Annotated in this window: 17 protein-coding genes; 9 read left to right on the top strand and 8 right to left on the bottom strand. The window is 75.1% G+C overall.

The window, feature by feature from the left end:
- Nucleotides 1-80: 80 nt before the first annotated feature.
- Genes ABT345_RS21085 through ABT345_RS21075 form a run of 3 tightly spaced genes read right to left on the bottom strand, consistent with a single transcriptional unit; the run spans nucleotide 81 to nucleotide 3,941 of the window.
- Nucleotides 81-2,465, bottom strand: coding sequence for a xanthine dehydrogenase family protein molybdopterin-binding subunit (locus tag ABT345_RS21085; protein WP_345085765.1), 2,385 nt, complete (start codon nucleotides 2,463-2,465; stop codon nucleotides 81-83).
- Nucleotide 2,466: 1 nt separating this feature from the next.
- Nucleotides 2,467-3,063 (bottom strand): (2Fe-2S)-binding protein, encoded by a 597-nt coding sequence (locus tag ABT345_RS21080; protein ID WP_345085763.1) that lies wholly within the window; start codon nucleotides 3,061-3,063, stop codon nucleotides 2,467-2,469.
- Nucleotides 3,054-3,941 (bottom strand): FAD binding domain-containing protein, encoded by an 888-nt coding sequence (locus ABT345_RS21075; RefSeq protein ID WP_345085761.1) that lies wholly within the window; start codon nucleotides 3,939-3,941, stop codon nucleotides 3,054-3,056. Before ABT345_RS21075 ends, ABT345_RS21080 begins: the two co-directional genes overlap by 10 nt.
- Nucleotides 3,942-4,238: 297 nt before the next feature.
- Here ABT345_RS21075 and ABT345_RS21070 point away from each other — a divergent pair, with 297 nt between their 5' ends.
- The 3 genes from ABT345_RS21070 to ABT345_RS21060 all read left to right on the top strand — a co-directional run bounded on the left by ABT345_RS21070 (nucleotide 4,239) and on the right by ABT345_RS21060 (nucleotide 8,470).
- Nucleotides 4,239-5,891 (top strand): PucR family transcriptional regulator, encoded by a 1,653-nt coding sequence (locus tag ABT345_RS21070; RefSeq protein WP_345085758.1) that lies wholly within the window; start codon nucleotides 4,239-4,241, stop codon nucleotides 5,889-5,891.
- A 404-nt stretch (nucleotides 5,892-6,295) separates the two neighbouring features.
- Entirely contained in the window at nucleotides 6,296-7,204 is a 909-nt protein-coding gene (locus tag ABT345_RS21065) for a hypothetical protein (RefSeq protein ID WP_345085756.1), read from the top strand.
- 399 nt (nucleotides 7,205-7,603) lie between these two features.
- The gene (locus ABT345_RS21060) at nucleotides 7,604-8,470 is read left to right on the top strand and encodes a hypothetical protein (protein ID WP_345085754.1); all 867 of its coding nucleotides are present in this window, start codon (nucleotides 7,604-7,606) and stop codon (nucleotides 8,468-8,470) included.
- A gap of 35 nt (nucleotides 8,471-8,505) precedes the next feature.
- Here the strand turns inward: ABT345_RS21060 and ABT345_RS21055 are convergent, their stop codons facing one another.
- Entirely contained in the window at nucleotides 8,506-9,339 is an 834-nt protein-coding gene (locus tag ABT345_RS21055; protein ID WP_345085752.1) for a GntR family transcriptional regulator, read from the bottom strand.
- A gap of 127 nt (nucleotides 9,340-9,466) precedes the next feature.
- Between ABT345_RS21055 and ABT345_RS21050 the strand changes: the two genes are divergently transcribed.
- Nucleotides 9,467-10,306, top strand: coding sequence for a (2Fe-2S)-binding protein (locus tag ABT345_RS21050; RefSeq protein WP_345085750.1), 840 nt, complete (start codon nucleotides 9,467-9,469; stop codon nucleotides 10,304-10,306).
- A gap of 7 nt (nucleotides 10,307-10,313) precedes the next feature.
- On the opposite strand, the gene ABT345_RS21045 is transcribed toward ABT345_RS21050, so the two are convergent.
- The gene (locus ABT345_RS21045) at nucleotides 10,314-11,324 is read right to left on the bottom strand and encodes an AF_0692 family protein (RefSeq protein ID WP_345085748.1); all 1,011 of its coding nucleotides are present in this window, start codon (nucleotides 11,322-11,324) and stop codon (nucleotides 10,314-10,316) included.
- Between the two features lie 39 nt (nucleotides 11,325-11,363).
- Here ABT345_RS21045 and ABT345_RS21040 point away from each other — a divergent pair, with 39 nt between their 5' ends.
- The 5 genes from ABT345_RS21040 (at nucleotide 11,364) to ABT345_RS21020 (ending at nucleotide 18,149) form a co-directional block, all read left to right on the top strand.
- Nucleotides 11,364-11,975, top strand: coding sequence for a TetR/AcrR family transcriptional regulator (locus ABT345_RS21040; protein ID WP_345085746.1), 612 nt, complete (start codon nucleotides 11,364-11,366; stop codon nucleotides 11,973-11,975).
- 342 nt (nucleotides 11,976-12,317) lie between these two features.
- On the top strand, nucleotides 12,318-13,772 hold the full coding sequence (locus ABT345_RS21035; RefSeq protein WP_345085744.1) for a glycosyltransferase: 1,455 nt from the start codon (nucleotides 12,318-12,320) through the stop codon (nucleotides 13,770-13,772).
- A gap of 55 nt (nucleotides 13,773-13,827) precedes the next feature.
- Nucleotides 13,828-15,327 carry a DUF6056 family protein gene (locus ABT345_RS21030; RefSeq protein ID WP_345085742.1) on the top strand — a complete coding sequence of 500 codons (1,500 nt, stop codon included), beginning with the start codon at nucleotides 13,828-13,830 and terminating at the stop codon, nucleotides 15,325-15,327.
- Nucleotides 15,328-15,486: 159 nt separating this feature from the next.
- Complete coding sequence (locus ABT345_RS21025; RefSeq protein ID WP_345085740.1) at nucleotides 15,487-16,833, top strand: ricin-type beta-trefoil lectin domain protein; 1,347 nt, start codon at nucleotides 15,487-15,489, stop codon at nucleotides 16,831-16,833.
- A gap of 200 nt (nucleotides 16,834-17,033) precedes the next feature.
- The gene (locus tag ABT345_RS21020) at nucleotides 17,034-18,149 is read left to right on the top strand and encodes a DUF2637 domain-containing protein (RefSeq protein WP_345085738.1); all 1,116 of its coding nucleotides are present in this window, start codon (nucleotides 17,034-17,036) and stop codon (nucleotides 18,147-18,149) included.
- A gap of 82 nt (nucleotides 18,150-18,231) precedes the next feature.
- Here ABT345_RS21020 and ABT345_RS21015 read toward each other — a convergent pair whose 3' ends face one another.
- The 3 genes from ABT345_RS21015 to ABT345_RS21005 all read right to left on the bottom strand — a co-directional run bounded on the left by ABT345_RS21015 (nucleotide 18,232) and on the right by ABT345_RS21005 (nucleotide 22,092).
- Nucleotides 18,232-18,705 carry an ATP-binding protein gene (locus ABT345_RS21015; protein WP_345085736.1) on the bottom strand — a complete coding sequence of 158 codons (474 nt, stop codon included), beginning with the start codon at nucleotides 18,703-18,705 and terminating at the stop codon, nucleotides 18,232-18,234.
- A gap of 177 nt (nucleotides 18,706-18,882) precedes the next feature.
- Complete coding sequence (locus ABT345_RS21010) at nucleotides 18,883-20,625, bottom strand: pyruvate dehydrogenase (protein ID WP_345085734.1); 1,743 nt, start codon at nucleotides 20,623-20,625, stop codon at nucleotides 18,883-18,885.
- 183 nt (nucleotides 20,626-20,808) lie between these two features.
- Nucleotides 20,809-22,092: a protein phosphatase 2C domain-containing protein gene (locus ABT345_RS21005; RefSeq protein ID WP_345085732.1), complete on the bottom strand. Its 1,284-nt coding sequence runs from the start codon at nucleotides 22,090-22,092 to the stop codon at nucleotides 20,809-20,811.
- Between the last annotated feature and the right edge of the window lie 371 nt (nucleotides 22,093-22,463).

Genomic DNA, 22,463 nt, shown 5'->3' with positions numbered 1-22,463 from the left:
GGCGCACGCCCGGCCCGGTGGCCAGGGTCTGTCGTCACGCTCCTGTCGTCGCACGGCGGGCGGGAGTGTGACGGCAGACCCTAGGTGCCGGTGAGGTGTTCGGGCCGCACCGGAGTTCTGTTCAGCTCCAGGCCCGTCGCGTCGCGGATGGCCGCGAGGACGGCCGGGGTGGACGAGAGGGTCGGGGCCTCGCCGATGCCGCGGAGCCCGTACGGGGCGGCGTCGTCGGCGAGTTCGAGGACGTCGACCGGGATCGTCGGGGTGTCCAGGATGGTGGGGATGAGGTAGTCGGTGAAGGAGGGGTTGCGGACCTTGGCGGTCACCGGGTCGACGAGGATCTCCTCCATCACGGCGACGCCCAGCCCCTGGGTGGTGCCGCCCTGGATCTGGCCGACCACCGACAGCGGGTTGAGCGCCTTGCCGACGTCCTGTGCGCAGGCCAGCTCGACGACCTTGACCAGCCCGAGGGCGGTGTCCACCTCGACGACGGCGCGGTGCGCGGCGAAGGAGTACTGGACGTGGCCGCGGCCCTGGCCGGTGCGCAGGTCGAACGGTTCGGTGGGCCGGTGCCGGAACTCCCGCTCCAGATCGACGGCCTCCTCCCCCAGCACGTCCGCGAGGTCCGCGAGCACCTCACCGCCGTCGGTGACCACCTTGCCGCCCTCCAGCAGGAGTTCGGCCGTCGCCCACGCCGGGTGGTACGCGCCGAACCGCTGCCGGCCCAGCCGGAGCACCTCCTCGCGGACCGCCTCGCAGGTGTGCTTGACCGCGCCGCCGGTCATGTACGTCTGCCGGGAGGCGGAGGTGGAGCCGGCCGAGCCGACCTGGGTGTCCGCGGGGTGGATGGTGACCTGCCGGACGCCGAGTTCGGTGCGGGCGATCTGGGCGTGGACGGTGACGCCGCCCTGTCCGACCTCGGCCATCGCGGTGTGCACGGTGACGACCGGCTGGCCGCCGGCCACCTCCAGCCGCACCCGGGCGGTGGAGTAGTCGTCGAACCCCTCGGAGAAGCCGACGTTCTTGATGCCGACGGCGTAGCCGACGCCGCGCACCACGTCCTCGCCGTGGGTGGTGTTGGACAGTCCGCCCGGCAGCGCCCGGATGTCGGCGCCCTCGGTGGTCTCCCACTGCTGCTCCGGCGGCAGCGGCAGCGCCTTGACGCGGCGCAGCAGTTCGGCGACGGGCGCCGGGGAGTCGACGGGCTGCCCGGTCGGCATGAGCGTGCCCTGCTCCATGGCGTTGATCCGGCGGAACTCCACCGGGTCCATGCCGAGTTCCGCCGCGACCTTGTCCATCTGCGCCTCGTACGCGAAGCACGCCTGGACGGCGCCGAAGCCGCGCATCGCGCCGCAGGGCGGGTTGTTGGAGTAGAGGGCGAGCGCCTCGATCGCCACGTCGTCGACGGCGTAGGGGCCGACGGCGAGGGAGGCGGCGTTGCCGACGACCGCCGGGGAGGAGGAGGCGTAGGCGCCGCCGTCGAGGACGATGCGGCACCGGACGTGGGTGAGCCTGCCGTCCTTGGTGGCGCCGTGTTCGTAGTGGAGCCTGGCGGGGTGGCGGTGGACGTGGCCGAAGAAGGACTCGAAGCGGTTGTAGACGATCTTGACGGGTTTGCCGGTGCGGAGCGCCAGCAGACAGCCGTGGATCTGCATCGACAGGTCCTCGCGGCCGCCGAAGGCGCCGCCGACGCCGGAGAGCGTCATCCGGACCTTCTCCTCGGGCAGTCCGAGGACGGGCGCGATCTGCCGCAGGTCGGCGTGGAGCCACTGGGTGGCGACGTAGAGGTCGACGCCGCCGTCCTCGGCGGGCACCGCGAGCCCCGACTCCGGGCCGAGGAACGCCTGGTCCTGCATGCCGAAGACGTAGTCGCCGGTGACGACGACATCGGCCCGCCGCGCCGCGGCGTCCGCGTCGCCGCGGCGGATCGGCTGGCGGTGGACGATGTTCGGGTGCGGGACGTGCGGCGCGTGGCGGTCGGTGCGGTGCTCGTGGACGAGCGGGGCGCCCTCGGCGGTGGCGGACGCCTCGTCGGTGACGACCGGCAGCTCCGCGTACTCGATCTTGATCCTGGCGGCGGCGCGGCGGGCGGTCTCGGGGTGGTCGGCGGCGATCAGCGCGACCGGCTCGCCGTGGTGGCGGACCTTGCCGTCCGCGAGGACCGGCGTGTCCTGGACCTCCAGGCCGTAGTGCCGGACCTCGGTGGGCAGGTCGTCGTAGGTGAGGACCGCGTACACGCCGGGGGTCGCCAGCGCCTCGGAGGTGTCGAGGGAGACGATCTCGGCGTGCGCGACGGTGGAGCGCAGCGTGTGGCCCCAGAGCATGTCCTCGTGCCACATGTCGGAGGCGTACGCGAACTCGCCGGTGACCTTGAGGGTGCCGTCCGGGCGGAGCGTGGAGACACCGATGCCGGCGGGGGCGGTGGAGCCCTGGGTGAGGCCGGTGGGGGTGCGGGTGACTCCGGCCATGTCAGGCCCCCGTCTCTGCGGTCGGGGCGGCGGCGCGGGCGGCCGCGAGGCGGACCGCGTCGAGGATCTTCTCGTAGCCGGTGCAGCGGCAGAGGTTGCCGGACAGCGCCTCGCGGATGTCGGCGTCGGAGGGCTCGGGGTGGCGTTCGAGCAGTTCGTCGGCGGCGACCAGCAGGCCGGGGGTGCAGAAGCCGCACTGGACGGCGCCGGCGTCGATGAACGCCTGCTGGACGGGGGCGAGCGGGGCGTCGGTGCCGGGGGCGGGCCGGGCCTGCCGGCGGCGGGCCGCGTCCGGGTCGGTGCCGCAGGCGCCGGGGGTCCCGGAGGCGCATCCGCGCCCGGCGCGCTCCTCGGCGACGTCCGCCAGCCCCTCGACGGTGACGACCTCGCGGCCCTCGGCCTGTCCGGCGGCGACCAGGCAGGCGCAGACCAAAGTGCCGTCCAGGCGGACCGTGCAGGACCCGCATTCACCCTGCTCACAGGCGTTCTTGGAGCCGGGCAGGCCGAGCCGCTCGCGCAGCACGTACAGCAGGCTCTCGCCCTCCCAGACGTCGTCGGCCTGCTGGGGGCGGCCGTTGACGGTGATGTTCACGCGCACTGTGCGCTCCTCTCCTGTCCGCGGTAGGACTCCCAGGTCCAGCCGAGGGTCCGGCGGGCCATGACGCCGACCGCGTGGCGGCGGTAGGCGGCGCTGCCGCGGACATCGTCGATGGGGTTGCAGGCACCGGCCGCGAGCTGCCCGAACTCCCGGGCGAGGGACGGCGGGAGCGGCTCGCCCGACTCCCACAGCCCGGCCTCGTCCAGCGCCGCGGTGAGGAACTCCTCGGCGGCCCTGGCGCGGACGGGGGTGGGCGCGGCGGAGCCGATGCCGGTGCGGACGGTGCGGGTGTCCGGGTGGAGCGCCAGGCCGAACGCGCAGACCGCGATGACCATGGCGTTGCGGGTGCCGACCTTGGAGAACTGCTGGGGGCCGGTGGCCCTCGGGATGTGGACGGCGCGGATCAGTTCGTCCGGCTCCAGGGCGTTGCGTTTGACGCCGCGGTAGAAGTCGTCGATCGGGATCATCCGGCGGCCGCGCACCGACTCCGCCTCGACCTCGGCGCCGGAGGCCAGCAGCGCGGGGTGGGCGTCGCCGGCCGGGGAGGCGGTGCCGAGGTTGCCGCCGACGCCGCCGCGGTTGCGGATCTGCGGGGAGGCCACGGTGTGTGCGGCGAGCGCCAGTCCGGGCAGCTCGGTGCGGAGGTTCTCCATGATCTTCGTGTACGGCACCGACGCCCCCAGGCGTACGGTCCGCTCCCCGGTCTCCCACTCCTCCAGGTCGCCGATGCGGCCCAGGTCGAGCAGGTACGCGGGGCGGCGGTGGTCGAAGTTGATCTCGACCATCACGTCCGTGCCGCCCGCGAGGGGTACCGCCGAGGGGTGCTCGGCCTTCGCGGCGAGCGCCTCCTGCCAGGTGGCGGGGCGAAGGAAGTCCATCACGGCTCTCTTCCAGGATGAGGACGAAGTAGGGCAAAGTACGGGAATCTCACAGAAGACTCTCGCTCGCCACCCACGGTGGGTCTCCACCGGTCGCGCCGCCGGCGAGCAGTTCATGTCCTGTTCATGCCGTCGGTGCCAGTCAACGCGGGGCCGCGCCCCGGGGTGCAGTCACCGAAAACATGAAGCGGTTGGCTGGCCACACGGCATGTCTTGTAGATTCGAACGAAAAGCGGGGCCGGTACGCCCCGCGGCATTCACGGCACCACCACTCAGCACAGATCGGCGGGCGAGGTCATGCGGCTCCGCACACTCCTGGACACGGCATCCCTGGGCCTGACCCTGCTCGGGGGCGAGGACGAGCTGGAGCGTACGGTCCGCGGCGTCATGACCACCGACCTGCGCGACCCCAGCCGCTACCTCTCCGGCGGCGAGCTGGTCCTGACCGGCCTGGCCTGGCGCCGCGAGCCGGGCGACTCCGAGCGGTTCGTCCGCATCCTGGCCGCCGAGGGCGTCGCCGGGGTGGGCGCGGGCACCGCGGAGCTGGGCCCCGTCCCCGAGGACCTGGTCGAGGCCTGCGCCCGGCACCGGCTGCCGCTCTTCTCCGTCCCCGAGGCCGTCTCGTTCGCCTCCGTCACCGAGCACGTCGTCCGGCACATCTCCGCCGAACGCGCCGGCGACCTCGCCGCCGTCGTCGACCGCCACCGCCGCCTGATGACGTCCGGCCCGGCGGGCGGCGGCCCGGACGTCGTCCTGGACCTCCTCGGCTCCGACCTCGACCTGCGCGCCTGGGTGCTCTCCCCCACCGGCCGCCGGATCGCCGGCTCGACCCTGACCGACCAGGGCCCCGAGCTGCCCGAGGGCCGGGGCGCGGAGCTGGCCGGGGCACATCTGGCCGCCGCCCGCGAGGGCCGCCCCGGCCCGAACCGCGTCACCCTCGACGACACCGCGTACGCGCTCTTCCCCGTACGGCAGGAGGGCCGCGAGGGGCGCGAGGAGCTGCTGTCGGAGTGGCTGCTGGCCGTCGAGGCGGACATCGGTGACTGGCCCGCCGAGCGGCTCGACCTGCTCCGGGGCGTCACCCAGCTGATCGCCGTCGAACGCGAGCGGCGGGACACCGCGCGCACGGTGCGGCGCAGGCTCGCCCAGGAGGTGCTGGAGCTGGTCCAGGCGGGCGCCGCGTCCACCGAGATCGCGGCCCGGCTGCGGCTGGCCGCCCCGGTGCTGCTGCCCGGTCCGAGCGGCGCGCCGCACTGGCAGATCGTGGTGGCCCGCGTCGAGTGGGACGGCGACGAGGGGCCGGGCGGCCCGGTGGCGCAGGCCCTCCTGGAAGAGGTGCTTGCGGCCCCCGGCACGTCCGGGCCGGAGCCGTCCGACCGGATCGCGGTGGCGCACCTCGGCGACGAGGCGGTGGCGCTGGTGCCGCTGCCCGCCACCGCCGACGGCGCGGGCGAGGGGCTGCACGCCACCGCGCTGCTGGCCGCCGTCGAGGAGCCGCTCGGCCGCGGGCTGGCCGACGACGGCCGGCTGACCATCGGCGTCAGCGCGCCCGTGCACTCCGCCGACGGGCTGCGCGGCGCGCTGGAGGAGGCCCGGCACGCCCGCCGGGTGGCCGCCGCCCGCCCCGGCCGGGTCGCCGCCGCCGGCCACGAGGAGCTGGCCTCGCACGTCCTGCTGCTGCCGTTCGTCCCCGACGACGTACGGCGGGCGTTCACCGCACGGCTGCTGGACCCGCTGCGCGACTACGACCGCCGCCACCGCGCCGAGCTGATCCCCACCCTGGAGGCGTTCTTGGACTGCGACGGGTCGTGGACCCGCTGCGCCGGGCGGCTGCATCTGCACGTCAACACCCTGCGCTACCGCGTGGGCCGCATCGAGCAGCTGACGGGCCGTGACCTCTCCCGACTGGAGGACAAGCTCGACTTCTTCCTCGCGCTGCGGATGAGCTGAGGCCCGCCGCCGCGGAATCCGTCGCGGCGAGGAGGCGGGGCGCACACCGGGGCGGGCGGTGCGAGGGAACCGGTGTGGCCGTACGGTTCCGGGTCGCGCGAGGGCGCCGGACGCCGCGTCCGGGCCTGCCGTATCCGCCCCGCTCCCGGGCCCGTCCGGGGTGCCGCGACCGGGCGGCGGCGGGGCGGTGTGCGCCGGGTGCGCCGGGCGTGCGCCCGGCCCGGCGGCCCGGTGATCACCGGCCGTTTCCCGGGACCGGAGCGGTTCCGGGCGTTTGTGAAAACTTTCACCCGAGCCCTTGGCCGCGCCACGGAATCCGTGCTGAGATGCGCCCACGGCTTCGGCCACGGCTTCCATTTCCAGCTCAATGGCGCGCTCGGGAGGGCAAGGTGGCGGATACCGCTATGCCGAAATCCGCGAAACCCGAGGGATCACCGGACGCCGCGGCGTCCCCCGCATCCCCGCGATCCACGACTTCGGCAGCGGCCCGCCGGCCCCCGGCCCCGCCCCCACCCGACGCGGCCCGCACGCCCGGCGACGACCCGCTCGACCGCGCCGTGTGGCGGCTGCGCTCGCGCGGCTGCTGGGACGACGCGGCGGCGCTGCTGGAGCCGCACGCCGCCCGCAGCGCACCGCTCGCGCTGCACCGCGCCGCCCTCCTGGTGGAGCGGTGCATGTACACCGCCGCGGGCTGGGCGGCGGCGGAGGACGCGCTGCGCACCGCCGAGGCGCTCGCCGCCGACGACGCGGAGCGCGGCGGGGCGGCCTGCGAACGCGGGCATCTCGCCTACACCGCCACGGTGCTGGGCGTCCGCGACCGTGCCGACGAGGCCCGGTCCGCGCTCGGCCGGGCCGCGGCGCTCCTCGCGCCCGACGCGCCCGGACGGCCGCTGCTGGACTTCCGGCGCGGGCTGATGTCCGAACACGTCGCGGACAGCCCGCAGTCCGCGCGCGCCGCCTACCGCCGGGCCCACGCCGGCGCCACCGCCGCCGGCGACGCCCTGCTGCTCTCCGCGACCTGGCGCCATCTCGCCGGGCTCGCCCTGCGGGACGGCGAGGTGGCCGAGGCGCGGCACGGGTTCGCCGAATCGCTGCGGATCCGGGAGGAGTTGGGCTTCCTGGTCGGCACGGCGCCCGCGCTGGTCGCCCTGGCGGACGCGGCGCCGGAGGCGGACGCCGACCGCCTGCTCATCGAGGCGGCCCGCCTCTTCCGCCTGATGGGCGGCCTCCCCACCTGGCTCACCGGACGCTTCCCCCGCACGCTCCTGGACGAGGACGGCGGCGCGGACCGGGCGGGCGAGGAGCCCGGATGACGGCGGGATGACGGCGGGGTGACGGCGGGGTGACCGTGCCGCCGGGGCGGACGCCCTGCTCCGCTCCGGGTCCGTCCCGCACGGCGCGGCTCCCCCAAGCCCCCTGACGCCACCGCCCCTTGAAGCACCGCGGACACCCCCGTCAACCCCTTGGGGTCGGCCATGCCCGTCCGCGCCGTCATCGGCCGAAAACCTACGGCGGCGGGGCCGGAACGGCCGCCGCGGCGGGCCGTCGTACCGGCGCAGCCAGGGCATCTCGGCCGCATCCCACGGCCGTTACGGGCGGTCCGACGCCGGGTCGGAGCGCCGAAAATGGCCGCAAGTGACGGTGTCGGCCCGGGGTCCGGGCTGGATGCTGGTCCGGTCCCCGCCCTTCGGCAGAGCTTTCAGGAGGCATCCGTGGCAACTGAAGCGCACCGCTCCCCCACCTCGTCCGACTGGGGCAAGGCTGATTTCGAGGCGATCTACAACTGCCCGGATCCACGCCGCTACTTCACGACGCTCCAGCCGCTCGACTACCAGATCCCGCACCACGGCCAGGCGGTGTTCCGCGCCGCCGTCGACGCCCTGCACCGCCACCGCACGGACCGCCCGCCGTTGCGCGTCGTCGACCTGTGCTGCTCGTACGGCATCAACGCCGCGCTCCTCAACCACCGGCTCGCCCTCACCGACCTCTACGACCGCTACACCGGCCCCGGCGCGGACGGCGGTGAGCGGACGGCGGCCGACCGGGCGTACTTCGCCGCCCGGCGCCGGGCCGACGCGGTCCACATCACCGGGATCGACGCGGCGGACCGGGCGGTCCGCTACGGACGGGAGGCGGGACTGCTGGACGCGGGCTTCGCGGAGAACCTGGAGACCGCGGAGCCCACCCCCGCGCTGCGCGCCGCGCTGGCCGGCACCGATCTGATCACCGTCACCGGAGGCGTCGGCTACATCACGGCCCGCACGTTCGGGCACCTCCTGGACTCGGTGACCGCGCCGCCGTGGGTCGCCGCCTTCGTACTGCGGACCGTCTCGTACCGCCCGGTGTCCGATCTGCTGGCGGACGCCGGACTGGTGACGGAGAAGCTGCCCGCCCGAACGTTTCGCCAGCGCCGGTTCGCGGACGACGGCGAGCGGCAGGCGGCCTTCACGGCGCTGGCGGGGCACGCGTTGCCGACCGCGGGCAAGGAGGACGACGGCTTCTACCACGCCGATCTCTATCTCTCCCGTCCGGCCGCCGATGTCGCCGACCTGCCGCTGGAGAAGCTGGTGACGGACTGACCGCACGGCGCCCGGCCGGCGGTCGGCCGGGCGCCTCAGAACCGGTGGCGGGCGAGCGAGAGATGGTCCCGGGCGAGCCGTTCGGCGCGCTCCGGCTCCCCGGCGGCCAGCGCGTCCACCAGCGCCAGATGCTGGGCGGCGTCGGCCTGGAGCTCCGCCGGGCGCGGGCGGGGGCCGCCGGCCGGGCGGCGGGCCCGGCGCAGCAGATCGTCGACGACCGCCGCCAGCCGGCGGTTGCCGGTGAGGGACATCAGCGCGTGGTGGAAGGCGCGGTCCGCCTCGGCGTACCCGGCACGGTCGCCGCGCGCCGCGGCCGCGACCCCGTCGGCGGCCAGCTCCCGCAACCCCTCCCAGCGCTCCGGGCACTCCACCGCGCCCGCCAGCCGGACCACCGCCGGGATCTCCAGCATCGCCCGGACCTCCGCCACCTCGGCGAGGTCGCGGACGCTGTGCTCGGCGACCCGGAAGCCCCTGTTGGGCACCACCTCGACGGCGCCCTCGCCCGCGAGCTGCTGCATCGCCTCCCGGACCGGGGTAGCCGAGACGCCGTACCGCCCGGCGAGCGCGGGCGCGGAGTAGACCTCCCCGGGCGTCAGCTCCCCGGCGAGCAGCGACTGCCGCAGCGCCGCGAGGATCTGCGCGCGGACGGAGTGCCGCCGCGGCCGGACGAGGGGCGGCACGGACTCGGGCCGGGGTCCGGACCCGGGCCGGAGTCCGGCGGCGACCGCGCCGGGGGCGGCGCGCTCCTCCCCGTCCGCGGCACGACCCGTCCGGTCCGCGGCGGATCCGCTCCGGTCCGCCGCGGGACCGGCCTGGGCGGGCACCCGGGGACGGGCCGCCGGGCCGTGGTCCGCTGTGGCCTGTTCCATGGGGGCGCCTCCTGACATCCCCCGAACTTTAGGCGCCGAGGGCGAAGGTTCCCAGCTCGCACCCCACGGGTACGCTTCCGTTAAGGTAAGCCTTACCTGCTAACGATCGCGATTCGGTGGTCTCCGCATGCCCCCTGCCCTCGCCACGTCCGCCCGCACCTCCCCGCTCTCCGGCGCCTATGCGCGGCTGGCCGAGGTCTTCCCCGCGCTGCGGGTGACCGAGGCGGACGCGGCCCTGCCGGAGGGCGGCGGCTGGGTGGGCGCCGCGGCCCTGGCGGCCGGCGGCGAGGCCCTGGAAACCTTCCTGGCCTGGGACGATGCGCAGGTCCAGCGGGACTACGGCACCCGGGCCCGGCCCGATGTGGTGGCCTCCTTCGCCCTGCACCGCTACGCCTGGCCGGCCTGCCTGCTGATCACCGTGCCCTGGTTCCTGCACCGCCGGGTGCCGTCGCTGCCCGTCGACGGCGTCGCCTTCCACCGCGACCGGGGCCGGATGGCCGTACGCGTTCGCTCGTTCGCGTGTCTTCCCGGGGACCCGGCGGCGGAGCTGCCCGGGGCGCGGGTGGTCCCCGACGAGGAGGCGCTGCGCGGTGCGGTGCGCGAGGCGGTCGCCGAGCACCTGGGGCCGGTACTGGACGGCTTCCGCGGCCGGATGCGGCGCGGCCCGCGCGCCCTGTGGGGCATGGCGTCTGACGAGATCGTCGAGGGGCTGTGGTACCTCGGACATCTGCTGGGCGAGGAGCGGCGCGCCGTCGCCGAGCTGGAGCGGCTGCTGCCCGGCGCCACCGCCCCGTACGTCGGCTCCGCCGCTTTCCGCGAGCTGACCGGGCCGAACGGCGAGGCGCTGCCGACCCGGGACCGCGCCAGCTGCTGCATGTTCTACACGCTGCGGCCCGAGGACACCTGCGTCACCTGCCCCCGCACCTGCGACGCCGACCGCGTCGCCCGGCTGACCGCCACCGCCTGACTCCGCGTCAGACGTCCGTCCGGGCCCGCACGGTGCGACGCGCCGCGCCGGACAGCAGCACCACCACGCCCGCCAGGATCGTGCCCCGTGAGGCGTACAGCACGGGCTGCGGCGCGTGCGCCGGGTTCACGGCGAAGGCGAGGACGCCGTAGAGCAGCAGCGCGGCGGCGGCCACGGCCAGCCGGTGGCGCTGCCCCCAGCCCGGACGCCGCGACCAGTGCGCGAGGAGCACCCCGAGCAGCGTCAGCGCGACCGCCGCGACGGCCACACCGCGCCAGGCCCACTGGTCGTTGAGGGTGACGAACGCGGCGAGCAGCACCAGCGCGGCGAGGCCCGCACACCACGGCGGCGGGACGGATCCGCCCGCCCGCGGCGCCCGCCGCGGCAGCGCGAAGGCGGCGCCGGCCGCCGCGGCCACCGCCGCCCCGACGGCGATCAGCTGCCCGGGCCGCGCGTGGAAGTCCGGCAGGACGACCAGCTGATAGGTGAAGAAGACCGCACCGGCCAGGTAGACCACGGTGAGCACCGCCGTCCCCCGCCATCCCAGCCAGGGGCGCCCGGCGCGGCCCGGTACGCAGGACTCGATCACGGCGACGGGCGCGCCGAAGCTCCAGACCACATGGCCGACGAGGAAGGTCAGCAGCTGACTTGCGTCGACGTCGAGCCCGGGCAGCAGGGTGGGCAGCGGTCCGTCGGCGAAGTCCCGGTGGTTGAAGAGCGATTGGTCGATCCAGCCCGCCTGGATCAGTCCCGCCGCGGTGGCGAGCAGCAGCAGCGTCGGCCAGCCGCGCCCGGTGCGCCGGGTGAGGTCGCGGATGAGCACCGCGGGCGCGCCGTAGATCGGCAGCACGAACACCACGGCGACCAGCAGGTCCACGGGGCTGGTGAGCACGCCCTGATAGCCGATCAGGTACTCGGCGCAGAACGGCGACAGCAGGAGCAGACCGGTGACAGGGGCGGCGCGGCGCCATAACGGCCGCCGGGCGGACTGGGCGAGGACAGCAGGCTCTGAGGACACCCGGGCACATTAACAGAGCAGCCACTCTATTATTCAGGGGTGCGTACCGTGAACCCCGAAGTCCATGCCCGCCGCCGCGCCGCGATCGTCGAGGCGGCGGCCGCCGAGTTCGCCGCCCACGGCGTCGACGGCACCGGCACCGCCGCGATCTGCCGCCGGGCCGGTATCGGCTCCGGCACCCTCTTCCACTACTTCGCCACCAAACGGGAGTTGTTCCACGCGGTCTTCGCCGACGATCTGCCGCGGATGGCCCGGCGCTGCGCCGAGGCGCTGGCCGCCCCCGACCCGGAGGCCGGGCTCGACCTGCTCACCGGCCATCTGATCGCCGAACTCGCCGACCCGCTGGCCCCCGGTCTCGCCTCCGCCGCCCTCCTCCAGGCCAACCGCGACCCGGAGTTCGCCCGGCTGCTCACCGCCCTCGACGCGCAGCTCCAGGAGGCGTTGACGACCCTGCTGGAGCGCCTGGCCAAGGCCCCCGGGCGCGCACTGCCGCTGCCCGCGCCGTCCGCCGCCCGCTGGATCCGCAACCTGATCGACGCCGCCCATCTCACCGCCGGCGCCGCGGATCGCGAGGCCACCACCGCCGAACTCCGGCTGATCCTGTCGTGGTTGATGGGACGCGGTTCCGTCCCGCCGGGGAAAATCCCATAATTCCACCGCGGCGGCGCCAACTCCCCTTGCCCGCTCGGCTCTTTTGCCACCGTAATAAATCCATCCCGCCCTTTCCGACCTCGCCGGGAAAGGGCCGGGATTGGGCCGATCGGGTCGGTCCCGGGTCCGGTGGCGTGTGGCGAATGCGTGGGGCGCGTTCTGTGATGAGATGCGGCCGTGGGGTGTGAAGGGGAGCCGGGCCGCCCGCGCCGTTCGGAGGAACGCCGGGAATACCGCCCGCATTCCGGAACGGCGTACCGGGCTCCGGCACCCGCCCGTTCCGCCGCGGCACTTCGGCCGATCCGGTACGGACATCATCCGTTCCGATGCGAGGAGAGCAAGGTGGCCACCCTTCATATTTCGGTAGTGGTGCCGTGCTTCAACGAGGCAGACGTCATCGAGAAGTTCCACACGGCGCTCGTCGCCACCCTCGACCGCACCGGGGAATCCTTCGAGATCTGCTACGTGGACGACGGGAGCGCCGACCGCACCGGAGCGCTGCTGCGCGCCCTCGCCGCGGCCGACCCGCGCGTGCGCTACACCTTCTTCAGCCGCAACTTCGGCAAGGAAGCCGCCATGCTCGCAGGTCTGCGCATGTCGCGCGGCCGGGCGGTGGTCTTGATGGACGCCGACCTCCAGCACCCGCCGGAGCTGATCCCGCGGATGGTCGCGCTCCAGCGGCACGGCTACGACCAGGTCGTGCCGCGGCGGGACCGCGCCGGTGACGCGCTGGTGCGCACCGCGCTCAGCCGCACCTACTACGCGCTGGTGCGCCGCTTCATGGACGTGGAACTGGTGGACGGCGCCGGGGATTTCCGGCTGCTGTCGCGGCGCGCGGTGGACAGCGTGCTGTCGCTACCGGAGAGCAACCGCTTCTCGAAAGGCATCTTCTCCTGGATCGGATTCGAGACGGTCACCTTCCGGTACCGCAATGCCGAACGCGCCGCCGGCTGCTCGAAATGGGGCAGCAGAAGGCTGCTGAATTACGGCATCGACGGCCTCCTCTCCTTCAACAACCGCCCGCTGCGCCTCGCCATCCACGGCGGACTCTGGGTCTTCCTCTCCGCGCTCGCCTACGCCCTGTGGGTCGTCGCCAATGTCGCGCTGAACGGCGCGAACGTACCGGGCTATGCGACGCTGCTGACCGCCGTCGTGGCGCTGAGCGGAATCCAGCTCGTCACGCTCGGCGTCATCGGCGAATACGTGGGCCGCATTTACCACGAGGCGAAACGCCGGCCGCCGTATGTCGTCCGGGAGACCGACGCCGCTCCGGCGGCCGATCCGGTGCCCGTGACCGTCCCGGCGAGGGCGGCGGTGCGCGGGCCGCGGCCCGCGCCGCGCCCGGCCCTGCGGCTGCCGCGGCTCCCCGGGCAGTTCGCCGTGTTCGTCCTCATCGGCTTCGCCAACACCGGCGTCTACCTCGCCGTCTACGCCGCGCTCAACCGCGCCATCCCCTATCTCGCCGCGCACGTTCTGGGTTACGCGGTCAGCACCGTCGGATCGTTCCTGCTCAACGCGCGTTTCACCTGCCGGACCCGGCCCACCTGGCGTGGCCTGGTGCGCTATCCGCTGTCGAGCGTCTTCAACCTGGTGGCCTCCGGTGCGCTGCTCTACGTCGCGGTCAGCCGCTTCGGCGCGGACCGGAACCTCGCCGCGCTCGCCGCCGGGGTCCTCGTCACCCCCGTCACCTTCCTGCTCGCCCGGTGGGCCATCACCTCGGGCGGCGCGGTATCCGCTCCCCCGCGCCGGACGGCCGCGCCGCTCGGGCGCCCGGCCGACCGGACCGAAGCGGGCTGACCACCTCACGGACCGGCCGCCCGCGCGGGCGGCGACGTCGAAAGGCAGTACCGCCATGGCCGACCGCGCCACCGGCACCACCGTCCCCCGCGAACCGGCGCCGCGACCGGCGGCGCGGACCGCCGCGCCGGAGCCCGCCGCCCGGCCCGGCGGCCGCTGGGTGGCGCCGCTCGCCCTGGCGCCGCTGACGCTCCTCGCCGCCGCGTCGTGGGCGGGCCGGTGGGTGCGGCCGAGCGGCGACGAGTGGTGCTTCCTGCCGACGGTGCGCGACGGCGGCGTCCTCGCGCTGGTCGACACCTTCTACACCAAGGACAACGGGCGGGTCGTCAACGCCCTGCTGGTCGGCGCGTACGCCAGGTTCGACGTCGCCGGCCACCAGTGGTTTCCGCTGCTCAGCGGCGTGCTCGTGGTGGGGATCCTGTGGGCGGTGGTGGCGGCGGCGCTGCGCCGGGCCCGGCTCACGGCGCCCGCCGGGACCGCGCCGCTCGTCGCCGCCGTCCTCGCCGCGCTCTTCCTCTTCGCCTCCCGGAACACGTACAAGACGTTCTTCTGGCCCGCCGCGTCCGTGTCGCACACCCTGCCGCCGGTGCTCGCCTGCGCGGCGGCGCTGCCGCTGCGGCGGGCCCGGACGCGCGCCGGGCGGCGGCTGGCCCTGGGCACCGTGGCCGTCGCGGGTGTCCTCATGGCGACGCTGTCGGAGGAGACCACCGCCGTCGCCGTGCTGGCGTTGGCCGCCGCCTGGCTGCTCACCGGGCGGATCGCCGGGGAGCGGATGCGGCCGTTCCTGCGGCGCTGGTGCGCGGCGGGCCTGGCGGGCTGTCTGCTCGGCGGGGTGCTGCTCGCCACCTCCCCGGGGCTGCGGATCCGCCGCGAGCGGCACTCCGCGGCCACCTCGCAGCTGTTCGCCCCGGACTCGCTGCTCGGCGCCCTGGAGGGCTTCGCCCGCATCCTCGGGATGCTGCTGACGAACTGGCACTACCTCGCCGCCGTCGCCGCCGGCGTGCTGCTCGCCCTGCTCACCCGGCGCACCGGCGGCGCACCGCCCCGCCCGCCGTGCGGCGCCGTGCCGCTCGCCGCCGCCGGCATCGCGGTCTTCCTGCTCTCCGGCTATCTGTGCACGCTGCTGGCGTATCCGGTCTTCGGCGTCCATGTGACCTCGTCCACCCGCATCTGGAACGACTTCGTCCTGCTCTATCTGGCGCTGCTCCTCGGCGCGGGCGTGCAGCTGGGCCGCGCGGTACGGCGGCGGGTGCGGCGGACCGGGCCGCCGCTGATGGCCGCCGCCGCGGTGTGCGCGGTGGTCTGCGCCGCGCTGCTGGTCGCACTGGCGCACCTCGACACCGCGATGCGGGCGCGGGCGCAGGCGTGGGAGCGGCAGGACCGGACGCTGCGCGCCGCGGCGGCCGCCGGGGCGCGGACGGTGCCGTACACCCCGCTGGTCATCGCGGAGATGACGGAGCCGTTCGACGCGCACGGCACCCCGCGCTGGTCGGCGCCGTGCGTCGCGGACTACTACCACGTCGACCACGTCACCCTCGGGACCCGGCGGCCCTGACCGGCGCGGCCGCGGCCACCCGGGTGAACGCCGCGGCGCGCCGGTTTCCGCCCCGGGCCGCGGCGGGACGCTCAGGTGGCGGCCCGCCCGCGGGCGACGGCCGTCGCACGCCGGGCCGGACTCCGCGCACCCGCCCGGCCAGGCAGACCGGGAGGGCGCATGGCTGACGGATCCCGCACGGCCGGGCGGCGGCCGCGCCCCGGCCCCCTCGCGGTGACCGCGGCCCTGCTGCTCCTCGCCCTGACGCTGACCGCCCTGCTGACCCCCGCCGGCCCCGCCGCCACGGGTGATCCGGCGCAGGCCCGCGGCGGCGACCGGGCCGCGTCCTGCCGGCGGACGCTGGTGGGCGTCGCGCACGAGGACGACGACCTGCTCTTCGTCACCCCGCAGATCCAGCAGCTGCTGACCGCCCGGTGCCCGGTGCACACCGTCTACCTGACCACCGGCGACGCGGGCCACGCGGCGCCGTGGGGCAGCTACGTCCTCGACCGCGAGCACGGCGTCCGCGCCGCCTACGCGCGGCTGGCCGGCGCCCCGGACGTCTGGCGGCGCGACGACCGCACCGTGCGGGCGGCGCGCATCCCGTCGTTCACGCTCGCCGGACGGCCCGAGGTCCGGCTGACGTTCCTCGGCCTGCCGGACGGCTTCCCGTACGGCGAGGGCAGCACCGCGCACCACCGCCAGAGCCTGCTGAAGCTCTTCCGCGGCGAGCAGCGCGTGCTGCGCTCGGCCGACGGCACCCGCGCCTACACCGACGACTCCCTCGTCGACGCGCTGGCCGCGCTGGCCCGGGAGGGGGACACGGACAGCTTCCGGACGCTGGACTTCGACAACACCCGCTTCGGCGCCCCCGCCGACCCGCGCGCCGACCACAGCGACCACGCCGTCGCGGCCCGCTACGTCCGGCGGGCCGCCTTCGCCGTCCAGGGCCGCCCGGACGTCCGCGGGTACGTCGGCTATCCGCTGAGCACCCTGCCCGCCAACCTGACGCCGCAGCAGGCGCGGCGGAAGACGGCGGGCTTCGACGCGTATCTGCGCGGCGTCACCTGCGTCCCGCTGCGCTGCCCCGAACCGCATCCGACGGGCCCGTACCGGGCGTGGCTGCACCGGGAGTACCCGCGGACGCACCGGGCTCCGCGGGGCGGCGAGATCATGTCGGGGATCGGCGGCACGGACCGGCGCGGCGCCGTGGAACGCTGTCTGGACGCGGGCGCCGCCCCGGCCGCCCGGACCCGGCCGTGCGACGGCTCGCCGGGCCAGTCGTGGACGTTCGGCCCCGGCGGACGGCTGCGGCCGGCGGCCGGGCGCCTGTGTCTGACGGCCGCCGCCGCACCGGCCCTCGCCCCGTGCGACGGGCCACGGGGCCAGACGTGGTGGACCGACGGCCGGGGCCGGATCGGCTCCGGCGACCGCTGCCTCCACCAGGACGACATGGCCCGGCCCGCACCCGCCCTGCGCCTGGCCCCCTGCACGCCGTACCGCCCGGAACTCCTCTGGCTGCGGTGAACGCCTGCCCGGTGGCACACCTGCCCGCCGGATATCGAACACAGCCCGGCGCGCTGCCACACGTATTCGACGGACACGCCGACAAGCGCAGCTCACCTTGCACACCTTGGCGTTCACTTGTCCCGAATCCCGGGGCGCGGGCGGTGACTTCCGTCAAGGTGGCGCGCGAAAACGCGTACCCCTACCCGAAGGATCCCCGAATGAGAATGACCGACACGGCACTGGACTGGCTGGTTCCGGGGGTGCTGCTGCTCGCCGGGGTACTGACCGCCGGGGGTGTGCTGCTGTTCAGCCGGCGGGCGGCGAACCGGTCGTCGGCCGGTGAGGACTCCTGGGAGCGCAGCGAGGAGCGCCGCCGCCGCAAGGAGACCGTGTACGCCATGGCCTCCTACCTGCTGCTGTTCTGCTGCGCGGCGGTGGCCGCGGCGCTGTCGTTCCACGGCCTGGTCGGCTTCGGCAAGCAGAACCTCAACCTCTCCGGCGGCTGGGAGTACCTCGTCCCGTTCGGCCTCGACGGCGCGGCGATGTTCTGCTCCGTGCTCGCGGTGCGCGAGGCCAGCCACGGTGACGCGGCGCTCGGCTCGCGGCTGCTGGTGTGGACGTTCGCCGGGGCCGCCGCGTGGTTCAACTGGGTGCACGCGCCGCGGGGCCTGGACCACGCGGGCGCGCCGCAGTTCTTCGCCGGGATGTCGCTGTCGGCGGCCGTCCTCTTCGACCGGGCGCTGAAGCAGACCCGGCGCGCGGCGCTGCGGGAGCAGGGCCTGGTGCCGCGGCCGCTGCCGCAGATCCGGGTGGTGCGCTGGCTGCGGGCGCCGCGGGAGACGTTCGCCGCCTGGTCGCTGATGCTGCTGGAGGGCGTGCGGTCGCTGGACGAGGCGGTGGAGGAGGTCCGGGAGGAGCGCCGGGAGAAGACGCAGCGCCGGCTGCGCCGCCGCGACCAGGGGCGGATCGACCGGGCCCGGATCCGGGCGCTCAACCGGCAGCACCGCGGCTGGGGCCTGCGCCGGGCGGCGCGGCAGCTGCCCGTGGAGCCGTCCGGGAACCCGGCCGGTGCGCCGCCGGAGCCGGACGCCGCCCCGGCCGGCGCGCCGCAGCCGGTGTCCGCCGGTGAGACGCCGCAGGCGGCCGCGGGCGAACCGCCGTCGCAGGCCCGGCCGGCGCTGAAGGCGGTCAGCGGCGCCGAGGCCGCTGCCGCCCGGTCCGCCGGGGCGCGCACGCAGCCCGTCGATCTGACGGCGGAGGACGACACCCAGACGCTGCCGCGGCTGGACTCCCTGGAGGAGAAACTCGCCGAGATCGAGCGGCAGTTCGGCTGACGGAAGCGGCGGACCGCGCCCGTGCCCTGTGGACGCCTTGTCGGTCTTCGTGGATGCAGACGGGAGTCTGACGACAGGCCCCCTAGGCCGGTCCGCCGCCCAGTTCGAACCAGACGGTCTTGCCGAGGGCGTGCGGCCGTACGCCCCAGGCGTCCGCCAGGGAGCGGACGAGGATCAGGCCCCGGCCGGAGGTGCCGTCGCCTGTCGGCGGGCGGGGCTCGGGGCGGGCGGAGGCGCAGTCCCGCACCTCGACCCGTAGCCGGTCGGTGACCGTGGCGGTGAGCAGGGCGCCGCCGGTGGTGTGCACCAGGGCGTTGGTGACCAGTTCGCTGACGAGCAGCGCCGCGGTGTCGCCGAGCCCGGCGGGCTCCGGACCGTCCCAGCGGCGCAGCAACTCCCGTAACGCGCGCCGCACTTCCGCGACCGCCCCCAGATCGGCGGGGCGAATTCTTCGCTCCAGCACTCCTGGTCCGCGGGCGACCACCGCGGTGCCCCGGCCCCCCTCGGCCACCGCACCGTGTCGCTCGCCGTCCTCGCGCCGCACAGGCTGACGCATCCTCTCCCCCGCCCCCCAGACGTCCCACCGGCTCTCTCGAACAGCCTCACGGAGATGCATGCCCACGGGGAAAGGCGACATGCTTCGACTTTCACAGGTCCACCCCACCGGGCTCCGGGCCACAGACGGAACGGCGCGATCCGGACATTCGGCGTTCATCTCTTGCACGGCACGGCGTCACATACGGGGAATGTTGCGCAGGTTGGACCGCGCCATCTGAAGCATCCGGCCGACGCCGCCGTCCAGCACGATCTTCCCGGCGGAGAGCGCGAAGCCGGACACCATCTCGGCGCCGACCTTCGGCGGGATGGACAGCGCGTTGGGGTCGGTGACGACATCGACCAGCGCGGGCCCCTTGTGCGCGAAGGCCTCGCGCAGCGCGCCGCGCAGCTGCTTGGGCTTCTCGACCCGGATCCCGTGCGCGCCCGCCGCCCGGGCGAGAGCGGCGAAGTCCGGGTTGCGATTGGTGGTGCCGTACGACGGCAGGCCCGCGACCAGCATCTCCAGTTCGACCATGCCGAGCGAGGAGTTGTTGAACAGCACCACCTTGACCGGCAGGTCGTACTGGACGAGCGTCAGGAAGTCGCCCATCAGCATCGCGAAGCCGCCGTCGCCGGACATGGAGACGACCTGCCGCCCCGGATCGATGAACTGCGCGCCGATCGCCTGCGGCAGCGCGTTCGCCATCGAGCCGTGGGTGAACGAACCGATCACCCGGCGGCGGCCGTTGGGCGTGAGGTAGCGGGCGGCCCAGACGTTGCACATGCCGGTGTCGACGGTGAACACCGCGTCGTCGTCGGCCTCGTCGTCGAGGACGGAGGCGACGTACTCCGGGTGGATCGGGATGTGCTTCTCGACCTTGCGGGTGTAGGCGCTGACCACGCCCTCCAGTGCGTCGGCGTGCTTCTTGAGCATCCGGTCGAGGAAGGCGCGCTGCGATTTGATCTGCACCTTGGGTGTCAGACAGCGCAGCGTCTCGCGGACGTCGCCCCAGACGCCGAGGGCCAGCTGCGAGCGGCGGCCGAGGTGTTCGGGCCGGACGTCGATCTGCACGATCTTCACGTCGTCGGGGAGGAAGGCGTTGTACGGGAAGTCGGTGCCGAGCAGGATCAGCAGATCGCACTCGTGGGTCGCCTCGTACGCGGCGCCGTAGCCGAGCAGTCCGCTCATGCCGACGTCGTACGGGTTGTCGTACTGGATCCACTCCTTGCCGCGCAGGGCGTGGCCGACGGGCGCCTTGACGCGTTCGGCGAACTCCATCACCTCGGCGTGGGCGCCCGCGGTGCCGCTGCCGCAGAACAGGGTGATCTTGCCCGCCGCGTCGACGAGTTCGGCGAGCCGGTCGATCTCGGCGTCGCCGGGGCGGACCGACGGGCGGGCGGTGACCAGGGCGTGTTCGATGGCACGGTCGGGCGCCGTCTGGGAGGCGATGTCGCCGGGCAGCGAGACGACGGACACTCCGCTGCGGCCGACGGCGTGCTGGATGGCGGTCTGCAGGACCCGCGGCATCTGGTGCCGGCTGGAGATCATCTCGCTGTAGTGGCTGCACTCGGCGAACAGCCGGTCGGGGTGGGTCTCCTGGAAGTAGCCGGTGCCGATCTCGCTGGAGGGGATGTGCGAGGCGAGCGCGAGCACCGGGGCCATCGAGCGGTGGGCGTCGAAGAGTCCGTTGATGAGGTGGAGGTTGCCGGGGCCGCAGGATCCGGCGCAGGCGGTGAGCTTGCCGGTGACCTGCGCCTCGGCGCCCGCGGCGAACGCGGCGCTCTCCTCGTGCCGGACCTGGATCCAGTCGATCGCCCGCGAGCGGCGGATCGCGTCGACGATCGGGTTGAGGCTGTCGCCGACGACGCCGTACAGCCGTTGCACCCCGGCCCGCACCAGGATGTCCACGAATTGCTCGGCCACGGTCTGCTTCGCCATGTCCCGCTCGCTCCTTCGCCGCCGTCGGTGAGCCGTTCCCTCCCATGAACCCATGAGGCGCCGGGGTCCGCCTCCGCTGCCACCCGGGCGGACGGCAGGGGGCGGGGCGGCGGGGCGGTCGGTGCCGGGTGCGGCGGGGCGGTCCGCGGTGTGCCGTACGGGCGGGCCGTGCCCGTGGGTGCGCTACGTGTCCCAGACCCCGACGGCCGTGCGGTCGCGGGCATGGCCCTTGACCCGGACCTGGGCGGAGGTGAGGAAGGAGGTCAGGCCGGGCGGCGGGCCGGAGAAATCGGTGGCGAGGCGGTCGGCGAGCCCGGGTTCGTCGGCGAGCGGTTCGGCGAGCCCGGCGCTGCACAGCAGCAGGGCGTCACCGCGCCGCCCGGTGACGGTCCCGAAGAGGAACGGCGCGGGCTGCCCGGCGCCGTCCGGATCCGCCCCGGGCGCGTCCGTCACCGGGCCGGCGGCGGACGGTTCGAGGTCTTCCCAGACGCCGTCGCGCAACCGCAGGAAGCCGCCCTCGCCGACGCCGAAGAAGACCCGGGTACGGCACGCCGGGTCGGCGGGCAGCAGCAGGCAGCGCACCGCGGCCGGCGACTCCGACGCCTCGCCGGGGCCCGCGGTGCGGCCGCGCAGCTTGCCGTAGCCGCGGCCGGCGAGCCGCTGGAGCCCCGACCGCAGGGCGCTGCGGTGGTCGGTGCGCAGGTCCTCCGCCAATCGGGTGCAACTACGCGCCACCGCCCCGCCGATCCAGGCACAGGCGTCGTGCGCCGCGCGCGGATCCCCGGCGGCGGGCCCGGACGCCACGGCCGCCAGGATCAGCGTCTGCGCACCGCTCCCGAACCGCGCCAGCAGCAGGGCGTCGCGGCGGGGCGCCCCCCGGTAACGCGCCGAGTCCCCGCGCTGCGACACCGCACGCAACGTGAGCGAGCCGTACTGCGCCCCGTCCAGCACGGTGTCCGGCACCAACTCCCCCAGCGCCGCGGGATCGGCAACGGGCAACGCGACGGGCTCGGCCGCGTAGGTGGGCGGCCGGTGCCCGATGAAACCGGGGGCGGGAGCGGGAGCGGGAGCTGTGGTGGGAGCGGGAGCGGTGACCGGGGCGGGCTGGGGGGCGGGGGTGAGCTTCTCGTCCGGCTCGAGGTGGGGGGCCGGGGTGGCTTCGGGTGGTTCGGGGAGGCCGGGTTCGGTGACCGGCCCGGGGTGGGAGGCAGAGGTGCTGTCCCCGTCCGGCTCGGGGCGAAGGGCCGGAGCGGCTTCGAGCGGTTCGGGGAGCACGGGTTCGGTGACCGGCTCAGGCCGGGGCTCAGCGGTGCTCTCCCCGTCCGCCTCGGCCCGGGGCTCCAGGGCGGCTTCGAGCGGTTCGGGGAATACGGGTTCGGTGACCGGCTCAGGCCGGGGCTCAGCGGTGCTCTCCCCGTCCGCCTCGGCCCGGGGCTCCGAGGCGGCTTCGAGCGATTCGGGGAGCACGGGTTCGGTGTGCCGTACGGGCGGGGCGTCCGGGGGCTCGGTGGCCGTTGGCTCATCGGGAGTTGGCGGCGTGTCCGTGTCGGGTTTCGGCGCCTCGTCGGAGGGCGCGGCATCCGCGGCCGGGGTCGGCGCCGCGCCGACGGGTGGTGCGGGATCTGCGGCCGGGGCCGACACCTCACCGGGCGGCGCGGTTTCCCCGTCCGGTGCCGGCGCTTCACCGCACGGCCTGGTCTCCGTATTCATCGCGGACGCAGTGACCGGCTCGGGCTCCCCCGGTCCGGCCTCGGGAGACTCCGGGTGGGCCTCGGGCTCCGGCCCGACCTCGGGCTCCGGGCCGACCTCGGGAAACCCCGGTCCGACCTCGGGCTCCG

This window comes from Streptomyces sp. NPDC000404 (assembly GCF_040300365.1).
Lineage (GTDB): Bacteria > Actinomycetota > Actinomycetes > Streptomycetales > Streptomycetaceae > Streptomyces > Streptomyces ramulosus.
This window is presented reverse-complemented; position numbering and strand designations above follow the sequence as displayed.

Bases quoted from the DNA above. Each gene is read 5' to 3' on its own strand.
- ABT345_RS21075 (WP_345085761.1), bottom strand. From the start codon at position 3,941: ATGGACTTCCTTCGCCCCGCCACCTGGCAGGAGGCGCTCGCCGCGAAG.
- ABT345_RS21055 (WP_345085752.1), bottom strand. From the start codon at position 9,339: ATGGAACAGGCCACAGCGGACCACGGCCCGGCGGCCCGTCCCCGGGTG.
- ABT345_RS21065 (WP_345085756.1), top strand. From the start codon at position 6,296: ATGCCGAAATCCGCGAAACCCGAGGGATCACCGGACGCCGCGGCGTCC.
- ABT345_RS21030 (WP_345085742.1), top strand. From the start codon at position 13,828: ATGGCCGACCGCGCCACCGGCACCACCGTCCCCCGCGAACCGGCGCCG.
- ABT345_RS21010 (WP_345085734.1), bottom strand. From the start codon at position 20,625: ATGGCGAAGCAGACCGTGGCCGAGCAATTCGTGGACATCCTGGTGCGG.
- ABT345_RS21085 (WP_345085765.1), bottom strand. From the start codon at position 2,465: ATGGCCGGAGTCACCCGCACCCCCACCGGCCTCACCCAGGGCTCCACC.
- ABT345_RS21070 (WP_345085758.1), top strand. From the start codon at position 4,239: ATGCGGCTCCGCACACTCCTGGACACGGCATCCCTGGGCCTGACCCTG.
- ABT345_RS21020 (WP_345085738.1), top strand. From the start codon at position 17,034: ATGAGAATGACCGACACGGCACTGGACTGGCTGGTTCCGGGGGTGCTG.
- ABT345_RS21015 (WP_345085736.1), bottom strand. From the start codon at position 18,705: ATGCGTCAGCCTGTGCGGCGCGAGGACGGCGAGCGACACGGTGCGGTG.
- ABT345_RS21050 (WP_345085750.1), top strand. From the start codon at position 9,467: ATGCCCCCTGCCCTCGCCACGTCCGCCCGCACCTCCCCGCTCTCCGGC.
- ABT345_RS21025 (WP_345085740.1), top strand. From the start codon at position 15,487: ATGGCTGACGGATCCCGCACGGCCGGGCGGCGGCCGCGCCCCGGCCCC.